This window comes from Mesorhizobium sp. B3-1-8, from assembly GCF_006439495.1.
Lineage (GTDB): Bacteria > Pseudomonadota > Alphaproteobacteria > Rhizobiales > Rhizobiaceae > Mesorhizobium.
On the sequence record NZ_VFTK01000009.1, the window covers coordinates 132,560 to 150,661 of the forward strand.

Genomic DNA, 18,102 nt, shown 5'->3' on the forward strand with positions numbered 1-18,102 from the left:
ACTCGAATTCTATGCGTAGGAACAAGGTGAAGGACATCTGGGCGGCCGGCGGCGAAGCAGTGACGGGCTGGCTCGGCATTCCATCGTCGATCTCGGCGGAGCTGATGGCCCAGCAGGGCTGGGACGCGCTGACGGTCGACCTCCAGCATGGCGCGACCGACTATGTTGACGCCGTGCCGATGCTGCAGGCGATCTCGACGACGGATACGACGCCGATGGTGCGCGTGCCGTGGAACGATCCGGCCATCATCGGCAAGGTGCTCGACGCCGGCGCCTATGGCGTGATCTGCCCGATGGTCAACACCGCAGAGGAAGCGGACGCCTTCGTCAAGGCCTGCCGCTACTTCCCCAAGGGCGGCCGCAGCGTCGGCCCGTTGCGCGCCTCGCTCTATGCCGGCGCGGACTATTTCCAGCACGCCAACGACACCATCATCACCATGGCGATGATCGAGAGCGAACAGGCGGTGAAGAACCTGGAGGACATTCTGAAGACGCCGAGCCTCGACGCCATCTTCGTCGGCCCGTCGGACCTTGCGGTGACCATGGGCGAGGCGCCCGGTTTCGATCCGCGCTATCCCGCCGTCTACGAAGCGATCGAATACATCGCCGCCAAATGCAAGGAAGCCGGCGTCATCCCGGGTATCCATTGCGGCTCGGTCGCCTACGGCGTCGACATGCGCAAGCTGGGCTACCGCTTCATGGCCTATCTCTCCGACTTCCGCATGCTGCAGCAGATGGTGTCGCGGTCGCTGCCGGCCTTCCGCGCCGGCACGCCGAGCGCGACCGCGCCCTGACCTGCAAAACGGATCGATCGCCATGACATCGATAGGCACGCCGCGCGGCAAGGTGACGGTCATCGGCGCCGGCATCATCGGCGTCTGCGCCGCGAACTACCTGCTTGAGCAGGGTTTTGCCGTCGAGGTTGTCGATCCGGCCTTGCCGGGGTCGCAGGAGCAATGCTCCTTCGGCAATGCCGGCGGCATCTGCCCGGGTTCCTGCATCCCGAACGCGATGCCGGGTGTGCTGCGCAACGTGCCGAAATGGCTAATGGATCCGGAAGGGCCTTTGATCGTGCGGCTCGCCTATCTGCCGCACGCGCTGCCCTGGCTGCTGCGCTTCCTCGCCGCCAGCCGCAAGCCGCGCGTCGAGGCGATATCGGCGGCGATGCGCTCGCTGCACCGCTACACATTCGAATGCTACGAGCCGCTGATCAAGGCCGCCGGCTGCGAGGATCTTTTGCAGAAACGCGGCCAGCTCTTCGTCCACGAGACGGCCGATGGGCCGTCGAAGGGCGCCTATGGCCTCGGGCTCCGGCGTGCGCACGGCGTCAAGGTCGATATCCTCGATGCCGACGAGATCCGCCAACTCGAACCGGCGCTGGCGCCGATCTTCAAGAGCGCGGTCTATCTGCCCGAACAGGGCCAATGCCCGAATCCGGGTCGGCTTGTCGCCAGGCTCGCCGAGCATGCTGCGCGGCAGGGAGCTCGCTTCACACGGGCAAAAGTGATCGGCTTCGACCTGGCCGCCAACGGTCCATCGGCGCTGCGGCTGGAAGGCGGCGGGCGCATGCCGGTCGAAACCGTTGTGCTTTGCGCCGGCGCCTGGTCGGGCGAGCTTGCCCGCATGCTTGGCGACCGCATTCCGCTCGAGACCGAGCGCGGCTATCACATCATGGTCAAGGGCGCCGATACGGGCCTGCGCATCCAGACGATCTCGGCCGACCGAAAGTTCGTGGCGTCGCCGATGGAAGATGGTTTGCGGATCGCCGGCAACGTCGAGTTCGCCGGCCTGAAAGCGCCGGCGAACATGAACCGGGCGGATACTCTCCTGAAGCAGGCGCGGCCGATGTTCAGGAAGCTGGAAATAGGCGAAGTGACACGCTGGATGGGACATCGCCCGGGCACGCCCGACTCCATTCCGGTCATAGACCGCGCGTCGCGGGCGAAAAACGTCATCTACGCCTTCGGCCACGGCCATCAGGGCCTCATCGGCGGCGCCGTTACCGGCAAGATCGTGTCGCAACTCGCCGCCGGTTTGCCGTCGGTGATCGATCTGACGCCTTTCCGAGCGGATAGGTTCTGATCATCCAGGACACCTGCTGTCGGAGCAGGCATGCCGTTCTTGCTTTGGGGGAAACGACGTGACCGCAAACACCAGCCCACAGGCAGTGGAGCCGATCGATCCGCAAAGCGCTTACGCCGTGCTGATCTGTGATCTGGTCGGCCTGCGCTTTGGACCCGACGGCAAGCCTGACCCAAGCGAAGTGCGTGCTCATATCGAAGCCAAGGGCGGTCGCTTTCACCTGTCCGCGCTTGGCGACAAAGCAGGCCTAGAGCATGGCCGGGTGCATTTCTTCTACCAGCCGGACCTCAGCACCCGCGAAGAACTGATCGAAGCCGCGGGAGATGGACGCTATGACGCCGTCATCGCCGCCGCGACCTTTCTGCCTGCCGAGACCGTCTTTCCGTTGGCCGGCGTGCGCATCGGTGCCGGCACCGGCAATATGGGGTCGCGCTCCTAGGGCGGCGGCAGCGGCGAGGGCGGCACCGCGGTGCTGATGAATACGCCCGGCATCAACAGCCGCGCTACGGCGCAAATGGTGATGAAGGCGATCCTGAAGGTGCTGCCGGATCTCCCCCTGTCGACCTGCTTCACGAGCGGGTGGCGCGCGGCGCCTTCGACACCGGCCGGGAGCTGCGCGATTTCCCGACCGAAAAGCTTGAAGGCAAGACGATCGCGATCATCGGCTACGGCAATATCGGCCGCGAGGTGGCCAGGCTCGCCCGGGCCTTCGGCATGCGCGTGGTGATCCATGCACGGCCACGGCACCGCGACTGGATCGAAGCCGAGGGCTTTGCCTTTGCGGCTGACCTTGGTGATGCGGCCGATGGCGCCGACGTGCTCAGCGTCCATGTCGGCCTGGGCAAGCAGGATGCGCAGACCGGCCGCTATGCCAATGCCGGGCTCATCGGTGCCGAGGTGCTGTCACGCATGAACAAGGGCGCGGTGCTGGTCAACTACGATCGCGGCGAGCTTGTCGACGTTGCGGCGCTTGGCGACGCTCTGGATGCAGGGCAGGTGCGCCACGCCGCCATCGATGCCGACCTGTTCAGGGATGCCTCGACCGGGCGTCTTTCCGGCCCGATGCTGCCCTATCTCGACCTTGTCGAAAGGCATGGCGCCAGGCTCGAGCTTCTGCCGCACGCCGCGGCCGACACCGACCATCCTTCGCGCGTCGCCGGCGCCAAGCAGGCCGTCGACCAGATCTTCGACGTCATCTGCCGAAAATCGGCGACGAATGCCAAAGGCACCCTACCGCCGGGCTATGTTTCCGAGGGGGCGACGACGCCTGCCGGCATCGGACCGGTGACGGCGGACCGCCTCCTGAGATTGACTTCCGGCGAATGCTCCGAATTGGCGGATGTCTGCGACCGGCAAAGCCGGTTGTGGAAGGCCCTGTCGGACACGCCGTCCGCCGAGCGCGGCAAAAACATGGCCGAACAAGGCGAAGAGCTTGTCCGGCTGATCGACCGCTTCTGTCTTTTGGCCGAGACGCTGAATCTCAGGGGGCCTTTCCAATAGCGTGAAGCCGCTGCCGTCGTTGCAGCTTCCCTCCCTGTGGGTCTTCAACGCCGCTCGCGCATCGCGGCCGCGATGACCGCGTCCCAGCCCTTGTTAGGGAGTCGGAATGCGCTTGGCCGTCTGCCGCATCATCTTTCAGGTGTGATGACCACAAAGGCCTTGGCCTCCTTGCCATCGATGGCGACGCCATTGTGCTCGAAGGAGGATTCGAACTGGATGCAGTCGCCCGGCCCCAGGATAATCTCGGTGCCGGCATAGTCGAAGCGGATGCGCCCCTCCAGCATCAGCAATATCTCCTCGCCGGCATGGCGGAAGCGCGGCAACTGCGCGTCCTCGATGCAGGGCAAGGTCAGGAAGAAAATCTCGGATCGCGGATTGGCCTTGTTGAAGGAGGCCACCTCGTAGACATAGCCGAGCTCGCTGCCGTTGCGGTTGATCAGCCTGCGCTCATCGGCGCGAACTATAGAGATCGGGCCCTTCTCGCCAGGCGAAATGAAGACATCCGACAAGGGCACGCCGTAGACGTCGGCCAGCCGGCTGACCACCGCGATCGAGGGCTGCGAGGCGCCGGATTCGACCTTCGAGAGATAGCCTTTGGTCACCTCGGCCTGGCGCGCCGCGGCCTCGACGGTCAAGTTCGCGGTCTTGCGCAGCCGGCGCAAGGATGCGCCGATTTCTCCCATCTTGGCGCTGGCGTCCATTTTCTTCCCCGATAGGATCGTTCCGAACCCGCTGGCGCGCATCACTCGGACGCGCCCCGGCGCCGGTGCACCGTATCGCACGAATCGAGTTGACATGGAAGTTTTCTTATAGGAAACATCTAGGAAACAAGTCGTTGTCCGGGAGGAGAAGGGATGCGGCAGCCCGTGTCGCGCCAAGTGTTGGCGCGTGTCGAAAATCCGCGCCAGGGGTCTGCCCGCGCGTCGGCCGGCCTCGACGGATCGAGCCGCCGGAGGACTGCGTGAGAGTTACGGGCGCCGCGCGCTTGCTTGCATCCGCCGCGGTCCGCGCCGCCGCCGCGGGACCAACGGTCGCGTCGCTCTTCCGCGACAGCGCGCGCGCCAATGCCACCGCTCCCGCCATCGTCCAGGCCGACAGGGCAATCAGCTACGGGGCGCTCAATGAACGCGTCAACCGGCTGGCGTCCGCACTCGTGCGCAGCGGCGTGGCGACAGGCGACCGTGTCGCCATCGTCTCGGAGAATCGGCCGGAATATATCGAAATCGTGCTTGCCTGCGCCAAGATCGGCGCCATCGCGGCCTGCCAGAACTGGCGGCAGGCAGCGCCGGAACTCGCCCATTGCCTCAGGCTCGTCGAACCCCGCCTCATCTTCGCGTCGCCGCGCTTCGGCGAGGCGACGCCGGCGCTCGGACTGTCCTATCCGCAGATCCTCTTCGGAGACGACTACGAGCGGCTGGTCGGATCCGGTTCGCCGGAGGAAGCGCCTATCTCCGCAAGCGCCGAGGACGGGCTGTTGATCCTCTACACCAGCGGCACCACCGGCCTGCCCAAGGGCGCCGTCATCAGCCATCGCGCCATCATTGCCCGGGCGCTGGTGATGATGGCCGATTGGGCGATCCGCCCGAGCGACGGCTCGATCGCCTGGTCGCCGCTGTTCCACATGGCGGCGGCCGATCCGGCCTTTGCAGCGCTTTGCCACGGCGCACCGGTCTATATCGTCGACGGCTTCGACGCCGATGCGATTGCCCATGCGCTGACCGAAATCGATGTCGGCTGGTTCGTGCTGATGCCTGGCATGATCGAACGCATGATCGAGGCGCAGCGGCGCGCCTCGAAACCACCGCGCCGGGTCGCCGCCGCCGGCTGCATGGCCAATCTGGTGCCGCCGGCGCAGATCGCGGAAATCTCGCGGCTGGTGGCGGCGCCATTCCTCAACAGCTTCGGTTCGACCGAGACGGGGATCGCGCCCGCCAGCGGCGACAGGATCCCCGCCGGCATCCTGCCCACCTCTTTCGCCAAGCGGCAGACCTCCGCCTGCGAGATCCGACTGGTCGACGAGGACAACCGCGAGGTGGCGATCGGCGAAGTCGGCGAGATGACATTGCGCTCGCCGACGCTGTTCAGCGGCTACTGGAACGCGCCGGAAGCAACCGAGCGTGATTTTCGCGGCGGCTGGTTCTACATGGGCGACGATTTCATCCGCAACGCCGACGGCACGCTCCACTTCGTCGAGCGCCGCAAATATCTGATCAAGTCGGGCGGGGAAAACATCTATCCGGCCGAACTGGAGCTGGTGCTGCGGGAAAGCGAGCGCATCCGCGAGGCGATCGTCGTGCGGCAACCCGACAGCCGCTGGGGCGAAGTGCCCGTCGCCTTCGTCGTGCCGGCCGACGAGAGCCTGACGGCGGACGATGTCATCGCCTTCCTCGACGGCAGGATCGCGCGCTACAAGCTGCCCAAGCGGGTGATCTTCCTGCGTGACGAGGAGCTGGAGCGCAACGCCACCGGCAAGATCCAGCGCCAGCCGCTGGAGCAGAGACTGGCAAGCGAGGCACGCCCATGAGACCGTCGACCGCCTTCGCCTTCACCCAGGAACGCATTGTCATCGCCATTACCGCGGCACTCTTCGTGTTGTTTTCTGCGACGCTCAACTCCTTCCTCACCGCCGGCAACATCCTGGCGCTGATCCAGAACGTATCGATCCTCGGCATCCTCGGCGTCGCCATGGCGCTCGCCATCATCGGCCGCGGCATCGACCTCTCCATCGTCGCCACCATGGCGGTGTCGGTGGCCTGGGTGCTGCAGCTCTCCAACAATGGCGTGCCGATCGATCTCGCCATCCTGATGGGGCTCGGCCTGGCCTTAGCCATCGGCCTCGTCAACGGCTTCCTGGTCGCCTATGTCGAGATCCCCGCCATCTTCGCCACGCTCGCCATGGGCACGGTCGCCTATGGCTTCGTCCGCTCGCTGCTGCTCGACGACAACCTCATCTACCTCAAGGGCGCGGCCGATACCTGGTTCAAATGGATCGGCAGCGGCCAGGTGCTCGGCGTGCCCAACGCAGTGCTCCTGTTCGGCCTTGTGGCGCTGGTGGCGCATGCCGTGCTGCGCATCACCGTTCCCGGCCGCTTCCTCTATGCGATGGGCGACAACCCGGTCGCGGCGCGCTCGACGGGCGTGCCGATCCGGCCGCTGATCCTGCTGCAATATGTGACGGCGGCGGCCATCGCCTTCGTCGCTGGCATCATCGCCGCGACCTCGGTCGACAGCGTCGAGACCCGCATAGCGCGCTCGAACCTGGTTTACGACGTCATCCTGGTGGTGGTGATCGGCGGCGTTGGCCTCTCCGGCGGCAAGGGCAGCATCCGCAACGTCATTGTCGGCACGCTGATGATCGGCGTGCTGGTCAACGGCATGACGATCATGAACGTCCCCTACATGCTGCAGAACATCATCAAGAGCCTGATCCTGCTCGCGGCGATCGTCGTCGATTCCATCATGAACCCGCGCGACGAGCAGACGTCGCAGCAGGGAGACATCTGAGGTGCGGGCGCTGGCCGCACCAGGCGCAACACCAGCGAGGGACGAACTCGAATGTTGGACCATGGGAGGAAAGCAATGAAGAAAAATATCCTGACAACCCTGCTTGCAGTAGGGATCGGCGCATACGGCCTCGTCGGTGCCGTGCGCGCCGAACAGCCCGACGACGGGCTGGTCAATGAAAGCGCGGCGGCGATGAAGGGCAAGAAGGTCGCCTTCGTGCCGATCGCCATGGGCTTCGACCTGACCGAGGCCTGGGCGGCCGGCCTCAAGCATGACGCCGAAACTTTCGGCTACACCCTGACCATCCGCGACCCGAACTGGAACGTCGACGCCGGCGCGCAGGCCTTCTCGCAACTGATCTCCGAGCAGCCCGACGTCATCGTCGTGCATCCGCCGGAAATTCAGACCTATACGCGCCTCATCCAGCAGGCGAATGCGCAGGGCATCCCGGTCGTCACCATGAACCTCAAGGCCGATGCCAATGGCGACGTCTTCATCGGCGCCAACTGGTACGATATCGCCGTCAAGCAGACGGAGGCGATCGTCAAGGCCTGCGGCGCCGGCAGCGGCAAGTCCGGCAAGATCGCCGTCATGCAGGGCGTGCTGACCAACCCGACCTCGCAATACGGCATCCAGGCTATCGAGGCGACGCTCAAGCAGCATCCCGAGGTGCAGATCGTCTCAAACCAGGCGGCCGACTGGGATGCCAGCAAGGCGCACGCCATCGCGGTCACCGTGCTGAAGGCCAATCCCGATCTCTGCGGCTTCATCGGCATGTGGGACAATATGGATGTCGGCATCGCCGCCGCCATCAAGGAGGCCGGCAAGACCGGTCAGGTGGCGCTGGTGAGCTCCGGCGGCGGCAACCAGGCTTCGGCCTGCGACAATGTCGCGAACGGCAATTTCTCGACCTACATCAGCTACGACGCCAAGGGCCAGGCGCGCGACCTGATGATGGCGGTGCGCTCCATCCTCCAGAACAAACCGGCGGAACCCGGCGCCAAGGCCTACGCGCTCTACACGCCGCTGAAGACGATCACCAAGGACAGCAATTACCCCGGTGCCTGCTGGAACCTTGACGACGTCAAGAAATACGGCCCGTGACATCAATCTGCCGGCGCCCGGCCGCAAGCCGGCGCCGGCCTTTACCGCTCTCCGCTGTCTGTTGATTTGATGCGCGAAACGCTGACCCGACTGCGCTACCGTCTGGTGCCGGACCATGTTCTTGGCGAGATCCTCGCCAAGAACTGGATCGACAACGCCATCCCGTTCGTCATCCTGGTGCTGACGCTCGCCGTCTTCGGCGCGCTCATCCCGGGCCTTTTGACGCTCGGCGGCCTTAGCGGGCTGGCACCGCAGTTCGGCGAATTGCTGCTGGTCGTGCTCGCCATGACCGTCGTCATGCTCGGCGGCGGCATCGATCTCAGCGTCGGCTCGGTGTTCGCGCTGGCGAATTTCGTCACGCTGGCGCTGTTCAACATGCTGGGCTGGCCGATCCTTCTGGTCATCCCGATCGCGCTGGCCTGCGGCGCGGCGGTCGGCCTGGTGAACGGGGTGCTGGTCGGCTATCTCAGGCTGCGCGCTTTTCTCACGACCCTGGTGACGCTGATCATCGTGCGCTCGCTCGTCGACATGCTGATCCTCGCCTATGCGGTGAAGGTGGCGCGGCCGGTGACGCGCTCGGCGATCTGGGACTTCATCAGCTTCAAGCACGTGCTCGGTATGCCGGTCTCGCTTGTCGTGGCGCTGGTGGTTGCCATCGCCGGCCACGTCTTCCTGACCAGGCTGAGGCCGGGCTGGCATATCCTCGCCGTCGGCGGCTCGCGCCGCTCTGCCTACAATGCCGGCCTGCCGGTGCGCCGCACCGTCGCCATGACCTATGTCGTCTCCGGCACGCTGGCCGCCGTCGCCGGCATCTTCTATGCCTCGCGCCTCAACGCCGCCGGCTCCGATACCGGCTTCGGCATGGAGGTGCTGGCGCTGACGGCGGCGGTCGTCGGCGGCAACAGTCTCGGCGGCGGGCGCGGCTCGGTGTTCAAGGCGCTGCTTGGCACCACCATCGTGCTGATCGTCTCCAACAGCCTGATCCGCCTCAGCCTGCCGACCGGCGGCAGCTCGCTGGTGCTCGGCCTGGTGCTGCTGGCAGCGGTGGCCATCGACGTCAAATGGTTGAAGAACCGCGCCAAGGTGCTGTCGCGCGTCTATGTCTCGCCGACTTACATGAAGCTCGGCGCTTCGCCCGCGACCGGCGAACATTCCGGCTCGCCCTATGCGCTTAACGACCGGCTCAAAGATGTTGAACTGATCGGGCTCGGCGAGATCGAGGGGCCGGAAGACCCGATCCTCGACGCCGAAGGCAATCTCTACAGCGGCACGCGCCAGGGCGACATCATCCGCTTCCTCGCCCCGGACCATAGGCGCAAGGAAGTCTTCGTCCACATTGGCGGCCATCCGCTCGGTATGGCCTTCGACCGCGACGGCAATCTCGTCACCTGCGTCGCCGGCATGGGCGTCTACAGCATCGGCCCGGACCGCAAGGCGACAAAACTGTCCGACCAGACCAACCGCAGCTGGTTCTCGGTGATCGACGATTCGCGCATGCGGCTCGCCGACGATCTCGACATCGCGCCCGATGGGCGGATTTTCTTCAGCGAGGCGACGATCCGCTTCGACATGTCGGAATGGATGATCGACGCGCTGGAGGCGCGCGGCAACGGTCGGATCATTTGCTTCGATCCACGCACCGGCTCGACCCGGACCGTGATCTCGAACCTGCGCTTTCCGAACGGCATCTGTATGGCGCGCGACGGTCAGTCCTTCTTCTTCGCCGAGACCTGGGACTGCTCGATCTCGCGCTACTGGTTCGACGGGCCAAAGCGCGGCCGGCGCGAGGTGGTGATCCCCGACCTGCCGGGCTATCCCGACAACATCAACCGCGCCTCCGACGGCGGCTACTGGCTGGCGCTGGTCGGCATGCGCACACCCGCCTTCGACATGGCGCTGCGCAAGCCGGCTTTTCGCAAGCGCATGGTCGAGAGAGTGGCGCCGGACGCATGGCTGTTCCCCAACATGAACTATGGCTGCGTGGTCAAGTTCGACGAGAGCGGCCGCATCACCGACTGCCTGTGGGACCGGCGCGGCGCCAACCATCCGATGATCACCTCGATGCGGGAAGATCGCGGCTGGCTCTATCTCGGCGGCGTCTCCAACAACCGCATCGGCCGCTACCGCATCCCGGGCGCCGACCCGGAATGGACGGCCTCCGCCTCCTACCGCGGGGAAAAGCCATGATGGCAGCACTTTCCCGCTGGTACGATCGTCTGCGCGGCGCCGGCGCCTTCGCCGTGACGACGCCGCCGATGGACGGCGCGTTGCAGCCGAACCAGGCGATCGAGACGGCCGAACTGGTGCGCGCAGCACCCGCTCCGGACAATCTCGTGCACACCGAACAAGGCGTGCTGTTCTCCAGCCGCAACGGGGTGCTGCGGCTCGATGGCGGTGGCGAACCCGTTCATCGCTTCGACGCGGATATCAGCGCGCTGGCCGCCGGTCCGGACGGCGGGCTGGCGATCGGGCTGGAGAGCGGCCGGATCCTGATCAAGGGCGGCGCGCATGACGGGTTGTCGATCGACACGCTCAACGGTCGCCCGCTGGTCTGCCCGACGGCGCTCGCCTTCGAGGACGCGTCCACGCTGATCGTCTGCCTCGGATCGAGCCGCAATGCGCCGGCGCGCTGGAAGCGCGACCTGATGCAGCGCGGCGCCACCGGCTCGGTCTGGCGTGTGCCGCTTGGCGGCAAGCCGGCCTGCCTCGCCGACGGCCTTGCCTATCCGAACGGCATCCTGCGTGCCGCGGACGGACGCCTCGTCGTCTCGGAAAGCTGGCGCAGCCGGCTCGTCTCGATTGATGCAGGCGGCCGGACGACGACGCTGCTCAGCGACCTGCCCGGCTATCCCGCCCGGCTGTCGGAGCGCGCCGGCGGCGGCGTCTGGCTGAGCGTCTTCGCGCCGCGCGGTCAGCTCATCGAATTCGTCCTCGGCGAACGGGATTACTGCGACGAGATGATGCGCGACATCGAGGAGGAATTCTGGATCGCGCCATCGCTCACCGCGCCGCGGTCCTTCCTCGAGCCGCTCCAGGGCGGCGCGCTGAAGCAACTCGGCATGCTGAAGCCCTGGGCACCGACGCGGTCGTTCGGACTGGTGCTGGCGTTGGACGCGCAGTTCCGCCCGGTGACCAGCTGGCACAGCCGTGCCGACGGAACGAGACACGGCATCACCTCCTGCATCGAGGATAAGGGCGCCCTGCTGATAACCTCCACGGGCGGCGACGCCGTGCTGCGGCTCGATCCCGATCCGGAGGCGCTGCCATGAGCGACGTGCTGATCGAGATGCGCGGCGTCACCAAGCGCTATGGCGGCGTCGCGGCGATAGAGGCCGTCGACTTCACGCTGCGCAAGGGCGAGATCCATGCGCTGCTTGGTGAAAACGGCGCCGGCAAATCGACGTTGACCAAGCTGATGGCCGGCGTCGTCCAGCCAAGCGCGGGTGAGATCCTGCTCGAGGGTGTTCCGGTCTCCTTTACCTCGCCGGCCGACGCCATGCGGCGCGGCATCAACATGGTCTATCAGGAAAACAGCCTGGTGCCGTCGATGACGGTGGCGCAGAACATCTTCCTCGGCGACGAGCGCTTCTTCAACAAACTGCGACCGCTCTACATCGCCGCGCAACAGTTCCTGCAGTCGCTCAACTTCAATGTCGATCCCTGGGCGAATGTCGCCGGGCTCGGCGTCGCCAAGAAGCAGATGGTGGAGATCGCACGCGCGGTGCGGCAGCAGGCGCGCGTCATCGTCTTCGACGAACCCACCGCCTCGCTGACGCCGGAGGAAAAGCACTATTTCTTCTCCCTGGTCCGACGCTTGAAGAGCGATGGCGTGTCGATCGTTTTCATCAGCCACGCGCTGGAGGAGGCGCTAGAGCTTTCCGACCGCATCACCATCCTGCGCGACGGCAGGCTGGTGATCAGCGACGACCGCGCCACCTTCGACCGCGAGCGGATCGTCACCGCCATGGTCGGGCGGGCGCTGTCGCGCGACCTCTACGGCGAAGGCGAGAGGACGCGCCGCAGGCCCGGCGAGCGGGTGCTGTCGGTGCAGAATCTCTCCATGGGCAAGGTGGTGCGCAACACCTCCTTCACCGTCTATGCAGGACAGGTCACCGGCATGTTCGGGCTGATCGGCTCGGGCCGCACCGAGACCGCCAAAATCATCGCCGGCATCGCCAAGCGCAACTTCCTGCATGGCGGCGAGACCAGGCTCGGCGACCAGTCGGTCCGCTACCGCGTGCCGCGCCAGGCGGTGCGCGACGGCATCGTCTACGTCACCGAGGACCGCAAGCTCGAAGGTTTTTTCGACACCATGTCGATCGCGCAGAATGTCGGCGTCGGCCACATTGCCGCCGGCTTCAACAAGGGTCAGGTGGTGCGCACGTCCGAGATCGCGGCGATCGCGCGCGGCTGGAGCGAGAAACTGGCGATCCGCTCGATCAATGCCGATGCGCGCGTCATCGAACTGTCGGGCGGCAACCAGCAGAAGGTCGTCATCGCCAAGTCGCTGGTGCAGAAGCCGCGGATCATCATCTTCGATGAGCCGACGCGCGGCGTCGATGTCGGCGCCATCGCCGAGATCCACCAGCTGATCGAGCGGCTTGCCGATGACGGCCTCGCGGTCATCGTCATCTCGTCCTACCTGCCGGAGATCCTTGGCATCAGCGACCGCATCCTGGTCTGCCAGAAGGGCCGCGTGGTGGAGGAGTTCCGCGCCGAGGACGCCACCGAAGAAAAGATCATGTACGCCGCCGTGCACTGAACGGCGGCGTCGGCAATAGCAGGAGGTTTCGCGTTGATGCAGAAAGCCAGAGCCGCCGCGGTCGGGATAGGCGAAGTGCCGTCCGGCCGCTTTCCCGAACGCAGCGAGATCGAGGCGGCGGTGCTCGCCTGCCGCGCGGCGATCCTCGATGCCGGCATGTCGCCGCGCGACATCGACGTGGTCATGCCGGTCGGCGCGCTGGCGTCGCGCCACTTCAATGTCGACCTGGTATTCTCCAGGCTCTGCGAGGAGCTCGGCATGCTGCGCTCGGCCAGGATGAACGTGCAGGTGATGTCGGGCGGCGCCACCAGCACCAGCATGCTTGCCGTCGCCGAAGGGCTTGTCGCCAGCGGCCTTGCCCGCAACGTGCTGTGCGTCCATTCCGACGCCGTCGGCTCGCTGCCGAAACAGGTCGGCATCGACCTGTTCGCGACCACCGGCGTCTCCGAGGAATGGGAGGCGCCCTATGGCCACAACATGAACGCGGTCGGCGCGCTCGCTTCCAACCGCTACATGCACGAGAGCGGCACCACCGACGAGGAGATGGCGGCCCTTTGCGTGTCGCTGCGCAAATGGGCCGAGCTCAACCCGCATGCAATGTTCCGTACGCCGCTGACCATCGAGGAGGTGCTGGCCTCCAAGATGGTGGCGACGCCGCTGAGGGCCAAGCATTGCAACATGCTGGCCGACGGCGCGGCGGCCTTCATCATCGCCCGCGCCGAGGATGCACCTCACATCACTTCGACCCCGGTCTATGTGCGCGGCCACGGCTCGCTGGTCACCCATTACACGACCTCGCAGGATACCGATCTCGGCAAGCTCGGCTACGAGCAGGCGGCGGCGCAGGCTTACGAAAAGGCTGGGATCGGTCCGAGGGACATCCAGATCGCCGAACTCTACGACGCCTATCCGGTGTTCGCCATGATCGCGCTGGACGGCTTGAAGCTCTGCCGCGGCGAGCGCGCCGGCGCTTTCATTGCGGCGGGCGAGACTTCACCGGGCGGCTCGCTGCCGATGACCACCAATGGCGGCATGCTTTCGCAAGGACATACGGCGGTCGGCGGCGGCATCGCGGTGCTGGTGGAGGCCTTCCGGCAATTGATGGGCAAGGCAGGCGCGCGGCAGGTGCCGAACCTGGTCAACGCCGTCGAAACCGCGTCCGGGGGGACATGGATGGATTCGCACGTCACCGTGCTGTCGAAGGAGCCCTAGCATGAGCAACGCCCCGCGCCCGCTACCGCATCCCACCCATTGGTCCGCCGGCTATTGGCAGGCCGCCGCCGAGCGCCACTTCGTCGTCCAGGAATGCCGCGACTGTGACCGGCCGATCATGTACCCCAAGCGCGTTTGCCCTTACTGCCTTGGCGAGAGGCTGAGCTGGCGCGCTTCGGCCGGCAAGGGCGAGATCTACGCCGTCACGGTCCAGCTCGCCGGCCCGCCGACCGGCTTTGCCGACCGGCTGCCCTATGTGATCGCCGTCATCCGCCTCGACGAGGGCGTGCAGCTGATGAGCAACATCGTTGGCGACGGCGCGCTGGAGGCGCGCATCGGCGACCGGGTCAGCGTCGACTTCGAACCGGCCGGAGAGATGGTATTGCCGGTCTTCCGGCTCGAAAAGTCCGGGGCGGCGCAATGAGCGCGGCGATGCCGGTCGCCGTCATCACGGGTGGCGCCAGGGGCATTGGCGGCACCGCCGCCGCAATCCTCAAGGATCGCGGATGGAAGGTGCATTCGCTCGACCGCCGGCCCAATCCCGATCCGGCTATCGTCAGCCACATCTGTGATGTCACCTCGGACAACGAGCTTCGCGACCGCGCCAGCGAGATCGGCGAGCTCGACGCGCTGGTCACCTGCGCCGGCATCAATCTGCGGCCCGACGACAGCCGCGCCGAACAGCTGAAGCTCGATGCCTGGCACCGCACCCTTGCCGTCAACCTGACGGGCGTGATGCTGAGCGTGCGCGCCTTCCGGCCCTCGATGCGCAGCGATGGCGCGATCGTGCTCTTGTCGAGCATTGCGGCCTTGCGAGCCATGCCGTTGGCGGATGCCTACACGGCATCGAAAGGCGCTCTCGTCGCGCTGACCCGCTCCTGGTCGGTCGACTATGGCCGTTTCGGCATCCGCGTGAATTGCATCTGCCCGGGACCGACCGCCACCGAGATGATGTCGGGCGTCATGGAAGCTTTCTCGGCCGGCCAGCAGTTGCAATTGCCGCAGCAGCGCATGGCCAGGCCGGAAGAAGTGGCGAACCTCATCGCCTTCCTGGTTTCGCCGGAAGCGTCCTACATCTCGGGCGCCATCATCCCCGTCGACGGCGGCGCCGCCGCCCACAGCGCCGGCATGCCGTTTCCCAAGCGACGGGTCTGAGATGCGGCCATCAAGCTCGTTCCGTTCCGTCCTGCGCGCACTCGACAAGCACATTCACGGCTTTCTGAAGCAGCGTGCCCAACCGCCGGCCTTTTTGCCAGAACACCACGTAGTGGTAGAGCGCGCTTGGCTCGAAGGGGCGGACTTCCACCGGAAAAGACGCATATTGCCGGGCGGCGAAGGTGTTGCTGCTTGAAATGCCCAGGCCCGCGGCGACGAAACTGACCTCTTGGCCAATGACATCGACCTGTATGGCGAGATGCGGTTCCGCGCCCATATATCGCATGGCGTTCTCATTCATGAGATGCGACTGCATCTGGGGTTCGAGATCCGCAAGCGGTTCTCCCACGAGGTCTTCCGGCCTGATGACGTCCTTTTGCGCGAACCGGTGGCCCCGGGCGAAGACGTAGACATTGGTCGCGGTCGTCGCCGGACGCCAGTCGAAGACGTTGCCGTCCAGCGGCAGCCGCGAAATTCCGATGTCGGCGCGTCCCTCCAGCACATGGTCCGCGACTTCGGGGTAGGTGCCCGATTTGAGAACGATGCTCGCGACCTGCTCGCGTGAGCGCAGCCTATGGAAAGCCTCCGGAAGAAGCCGCAGCGAGAAGATGTGCGGCGCTGCGATGCTGATCGTGTCGCTGTCGATGCCCTTCAGCGTCTCGACCGTCTTGGCGATCCTCTCCATCTGAACGAAGGTCGCGTCGCTGTCGCGAAAGAGGATCATCGTCTGGGCCGTCGGAAGAAGCCGCCCTTTGTCGCGCACGAACAACTGCACGCTGAGCAGGCCCTCCAAGATCCGAATTTGCTGGCTGACGGCGGGCTGGGTGATTTCGAGCGCCTTGGCGGCGGCCCGTTCCGAGCCTGACCTGACGACCTCGCGCAGGATCTGAAGCTGGCGCAGCGTGATGCCGGTTTTCGCGATTTCCACCATGACGAGGCTTCCGTGCGGCTGCCGATTGGCGTTCTGAGTGCAAAGATCAACTTATACCACCCTGCCGACCGCGCCATGCCGATTGCTGCAACAGTGCCGAAGGTGATCAATCGCCTTGAGATGACGCTCGACCATATTAGCTGACCTTATCGAAAAATAATTTCGCTTATAAATTGACCTGCGCAAAGCTCGCAGGCAATTCTGAGATCAAGACGCCGTTCCGAACGCGCGTGGCGCCGCCGAAGGGACGGTCCCACACATCGACAACCGAAAGCAGAAGGATGGTGCCGCTCCATGCGCGCAGCAAGGGCTTTGCCGTGTCCAGCATTTCCCGCGACTCGCATCGGCGGCAGGCGGTCTCCCGCGCGGAGCGCCTGATGCCTGGCGGTCCGACATCTGACCTGACCCTGACGCACGGCATCCGTGCCGAGCGGATCGAAAAACGGCTTGGCGGCAACGATGTCCTGCGCGGCGTCGATCTCGACGTCCGTCCAGGTGAAATTCTCTCGATCGTCGGCAGCAGCGGCTCGGGCAAGAGCACGCTGCTGCGATGCCTCAATCTCCTGACAGTCCCCGACCGCGGCGACATCTGGATCCACGGCGAGAAGCTGGCGATCCGGGCCGCATCGCAGCATGGCGGGCCGGCTGCCATCCTCGACCAAGGGCAGGTCCGAAGAGCGCGGGCTTCCGTCGGCATGGTGTTCCAGAACTTCAATCTCTGGCCCCACAAGACGGCGCTTGAGAATGTCACGGAGGGCCCCGTCCTCGTGAAGGGACTCCGGCGCAATGCAGCGGCCGATCTCGGGCATCATTACCTGGCCAAGGTGGGGCTGTCGGGCAAGGCGTACGCCTATCCCCACCATCTCTCCGGCGGCCAGCAGCAGCGCGTGGCGATTGCCCGCGCGCTGGCGATGGAGCCAGGCGTGCTGCTCTTCGACGAGCCGACCTCGGGGCTGGATCCAGAACTGGTGGGCGAAGTGCTGCGCGTTATGGCCGCGCTTGCGGAGGAGGGGCGCACCATGGTGATCGTCACCCACGAAATGGCTTTCGCGCGCGAGGTGTCGACGCGGGCGGCCTTCATGCATCGCGGGCTGATCGAAGAGGAAAGCCCGCCGCGGCAATTCTTCTCCTCTCCCGTCTCCAGCCGCCTTCGCGGCTTTCTCGCCTCACATCGATAGAAGGGCTTCGCGCATGGACGGGTTCATGGTGCAGTTCGTCAACGGACTGAAGACGACCGTGCTGCTGGCGCTCGTCAGCGGCGCGCTCGGCATGGCGCTCGGATTGCTTGCGGCGGCGGGCCGATTGTCGCGGTGGAGGGCGGTAAGCCTCCTGGTCGGTTTCTACACAACGATCATTCGCGGCGTGCCCGAGCTCATCATCATCCTGCTGATCTTTTTCGGCGGAACGGTCGCCATCAGCGCTTTCTTCGGCCGCTATGTCGAGGTCAATGCGTTCCTCGCCGGCGTCGTCTCTCTCACTATGGTCTTCGTCGCCTATACGGCGGAAATCTTCCGGGGAGCGGTGCTCAGCATACCAACGGGACAGATCGAGGCGGCCCGCTCGCTCGGGCTGCATCCGTGGCAGACCTGGTTGCTGGTCATCCTCCCGCAGATGCTGCGCATCGCCCTGCCGGCACTTGCCAACCAGTCAATCTCCCTGGTCAAGGAAACGTCGCTGATCTCGATCGTCGGGCTGACCGACATCATGCGGGTCGCCGCTGTCGGCGCCGGCTCGCTGCGGGCGCCGCTGACATTCTATCTCGCCGCATCGGCCCTCTATCTCGCGCTGACCAGTCTTGCGCTGGTGGTCTTCAATCTTCTCGAACGGCATTTTGCCGTTCCCGGACGGTGAG

At 65.6% G+C, this 18,102-nt stretch carries 16 protein-coding genes and 1 pseudogene; 15 read left to right on the forward strand and 2 right to left on the reverse strand.

Annotated elements, in window-relative coordinates; all coding sequences use genetic code 11:
* Window positions 1–11: 11 nt before the first annotated feature.
* The 3 genes and pseudogenes from FJ424_RS11015 to FJ424_RS11025 all read left to right on the forward strand — a co-directional run.
* The gene (locus tag FJ424_RS11015) at window positions 12–794 is read left to right on the forward strand and encodes an aldolase/citrate lyase family protein (protein ID WP_140658935.1); all 783 of its coding nucleotides are present in this window, start codon (window positions 12–14) and stop codon (window positions 792–794) included.
* 22 nt (window positions 795–816) lie between these two features.
* The gene (locus FJ424_RS11020; protein ID WP_140658934.1) at window positions 817–2,082 is read left to right on the forward strand and encodes an FAD-dependent oxidoreductase; all 1,266 of its coding nucleotides are present in this window, start codon (window positions 817–819) and stop codon (window positions 2,080–2,082) included.
* Window positions 2,083–2,179: 97 nt separating this feature from the next.
* A pseudogene (locus tag FJ424_RS11025) lies at window positions 2,180–3,372 on the forward strand (2-hydroxyacid dehydrogenase); the annotation flags it as partial.
* Between the two features lie 338 nt (window positions 3,373–3,710).
* Here FJ424_RS11025 and FJ424_RS11030 read toward each other — a convergent pair.
* The gene (locus tag FJ424_RS11030; protein ID WP_181182180.1) at window positions 3,711–4,283 is read right to left on the reverse strand and encodes a helix-turn-helix domain-containing protein; all 573 of its coding nucleotides are present in this window, start codon (window positions 4,281–4,283) and stop codon (window positions 3,711–3,713) included.
* Between the two features lie 260 nt (window positions 4,284–4,543).
* Between FJ424_RS11030 and FJ424_RS11035 the strand changes: the two genes are divergently transcribed.
* From FJ424_RS11035 to FJ424_RS11075, 9 genes are all read left to right on the forward strand, one after another.
* Window positions 4,544–6,106: an AMP-binding protein gene (locus FJ424_RS11035; protein ID WP_246677213.1), complete on the forward strand. Its 1,563-nt coding sequence runs from the start codon at window positions 4,544–4,546 to the stop codon at window positions 6,104–6,106.
* Window positions 6,103–7,086, forward strand: a complete 984-nt coding sequence (locus FJ424_RS11040; RefSeq protein WP_140658931.1) for an ABC transporter permease — start codon at window positions 6,103–6,105, stop codon at window positions 7,084–7,086. Before FJ424_RS11035 ends, FJ424_RS11040 begins: the two co-directional genes overlap by 4 nt.
* A 75-nt stretch (window positions 7,087–7,161) precedes the next feature.
* Entirely contained in the window at window positions 7,162–8,190 is a 1,029-nt protein-coding gene (locus FJ424_RS11045; protein ID WP_181182179.1) for a sugar ABC transporter substrate-binding protein, read from the forward strand.
* A gap of 69 nt (window positions 8,191–8,259) precedes the next feature.
* Window positions 8,260–10,377, forward strand: coding sequence for an SMP-30/gluconolactonase/LRE family protein (locus tag FJ424_RS11050; protein WP_140658929.1), 2,118 nt, complete (start codon window positions 8,260–8,262; stop codon window positions 10,375–10,377).
* Window positions 10,377–11,459 (forward strand): strictosidine synthase, encoded by a 1,083-nt coding sequence (locus FJ424_RS11055; protein ID WP_140658952.1) that lies wholly within the window; start codon window positions 10,377–10,379, stop codon window positions 11,457–11,459. Before FJ424_RS11050 ends, FJ424_RS11055 begins: the two co-directional genes overlap by 1 nt.
* Window positions 11,456–12,952 (forward strand): sugar ABC transporter ATP-binding protein, encoded by a 1,497-nt coding sequence (locus tag FJ424_RS11060; protein ID WP_140658928.1) that lies wholly within the window; start codon window positions 11,456–11,458, stop codon window positions 12,950–12,952. Before FJ424_RS11055 ends, FJ424_RS11060 begins: the two co-directional genes overlap by 4 nt.
* 36 nt (window positions 12,953–12,988) lie before the next feature.
* On the forward strand, window positions 12,989–14,164 hold the full coding sequence (locus FJ424_RS11065) for a thiolase family protein (protein ID WP_140658927.1): 1,176 nt from the start codon (window positions 12,989–12,991) through the stop codon (window positions 14,162–14,164).
* Window position 14,165: 1 nt separating this feature from the next.
* Entirely contained in the window at window positions 14,166–14,588 is a 423-nt protein-coding gene (locus FJ424_RS11070; protein WP_140658926.1) for an OB-fold domain-containing protein, read from the forward strand.
* Window positions 14,585–15,319 (forward strand): SDR family oxidoreductase, encoded by a 735-nt coding sequence (locus tag FJ424_RS11075; RefSeq protein ID WP_140658925.1) that lies wholly within the window; start codon window positions 14,585–14,587, stop codon window positions 15,317–15,319. The genes FJ424_RS11070 and FJ424_RS11075 overlap by 4 nt, the downstream gene beginning before the upstream one ends.
* Window positions 15,320–15,329: 10 nt before the next feature.
* Here FJ424_RS11075 and FJ424_RS11080 read toward each other — a convergent pair whose 3' ends face one another.
* Window positions 15,330–16,250: a LysR family transcriptional regulator gene (locus FJ424_RS11080; RefSeq protein ID WP_140658924.1), complete on the reverse strand. Its 921-nt coding sequence runs from the start codon at window positions 16,248–16,250 to the stop codon at window positions 15,330–15,332.
* Between the two features lie 12 nt (window positions 16,251–16,262).
* Between FJ424_RS11080 and FJ424_RS34315 the strand changes: the two genes are divergently transcribed.
* From FJ424_RS34315 to FJ424_RS11090, 3 genes are all read left to right on the forward strand, one after another.
* Window positions 16,263–16,394, forward strand: coding sequence for a hypothetical protein (locus FJ424_RS34315; RefSeq protein WP_281405432.1), 132 nt, complete (start codon window positions 16,263–16,265; stop codon window positions 16,392–16,394).
* 233 nt (window positions 16,395–16,627) lie between these two features.
* Window positions 16,628–17,428: an amino acid ABC transporter ATP-binding protein gene (locus tag FJ424_RS11085; protein WP_140658951.1), complete on the forward strand. Its 801-nt coding sequence runs from the start codon at window positions 16,628–16,630 to the stop codon at window positions 17,426–17,428.
* 13 nt (window positions 17,429–17,441) lie between these two features.
* A complete protein-coding gene (locus tag FJ424_RS11090; protein WP_140658923.1) occupies window positions 17,442–18,101 on the forward strand; it encodes an ABC transporter permease subunit in 660 nt (219 codons plus the stop codon).
* Window position 18,102: the final 1 nt, after the last annotated feature.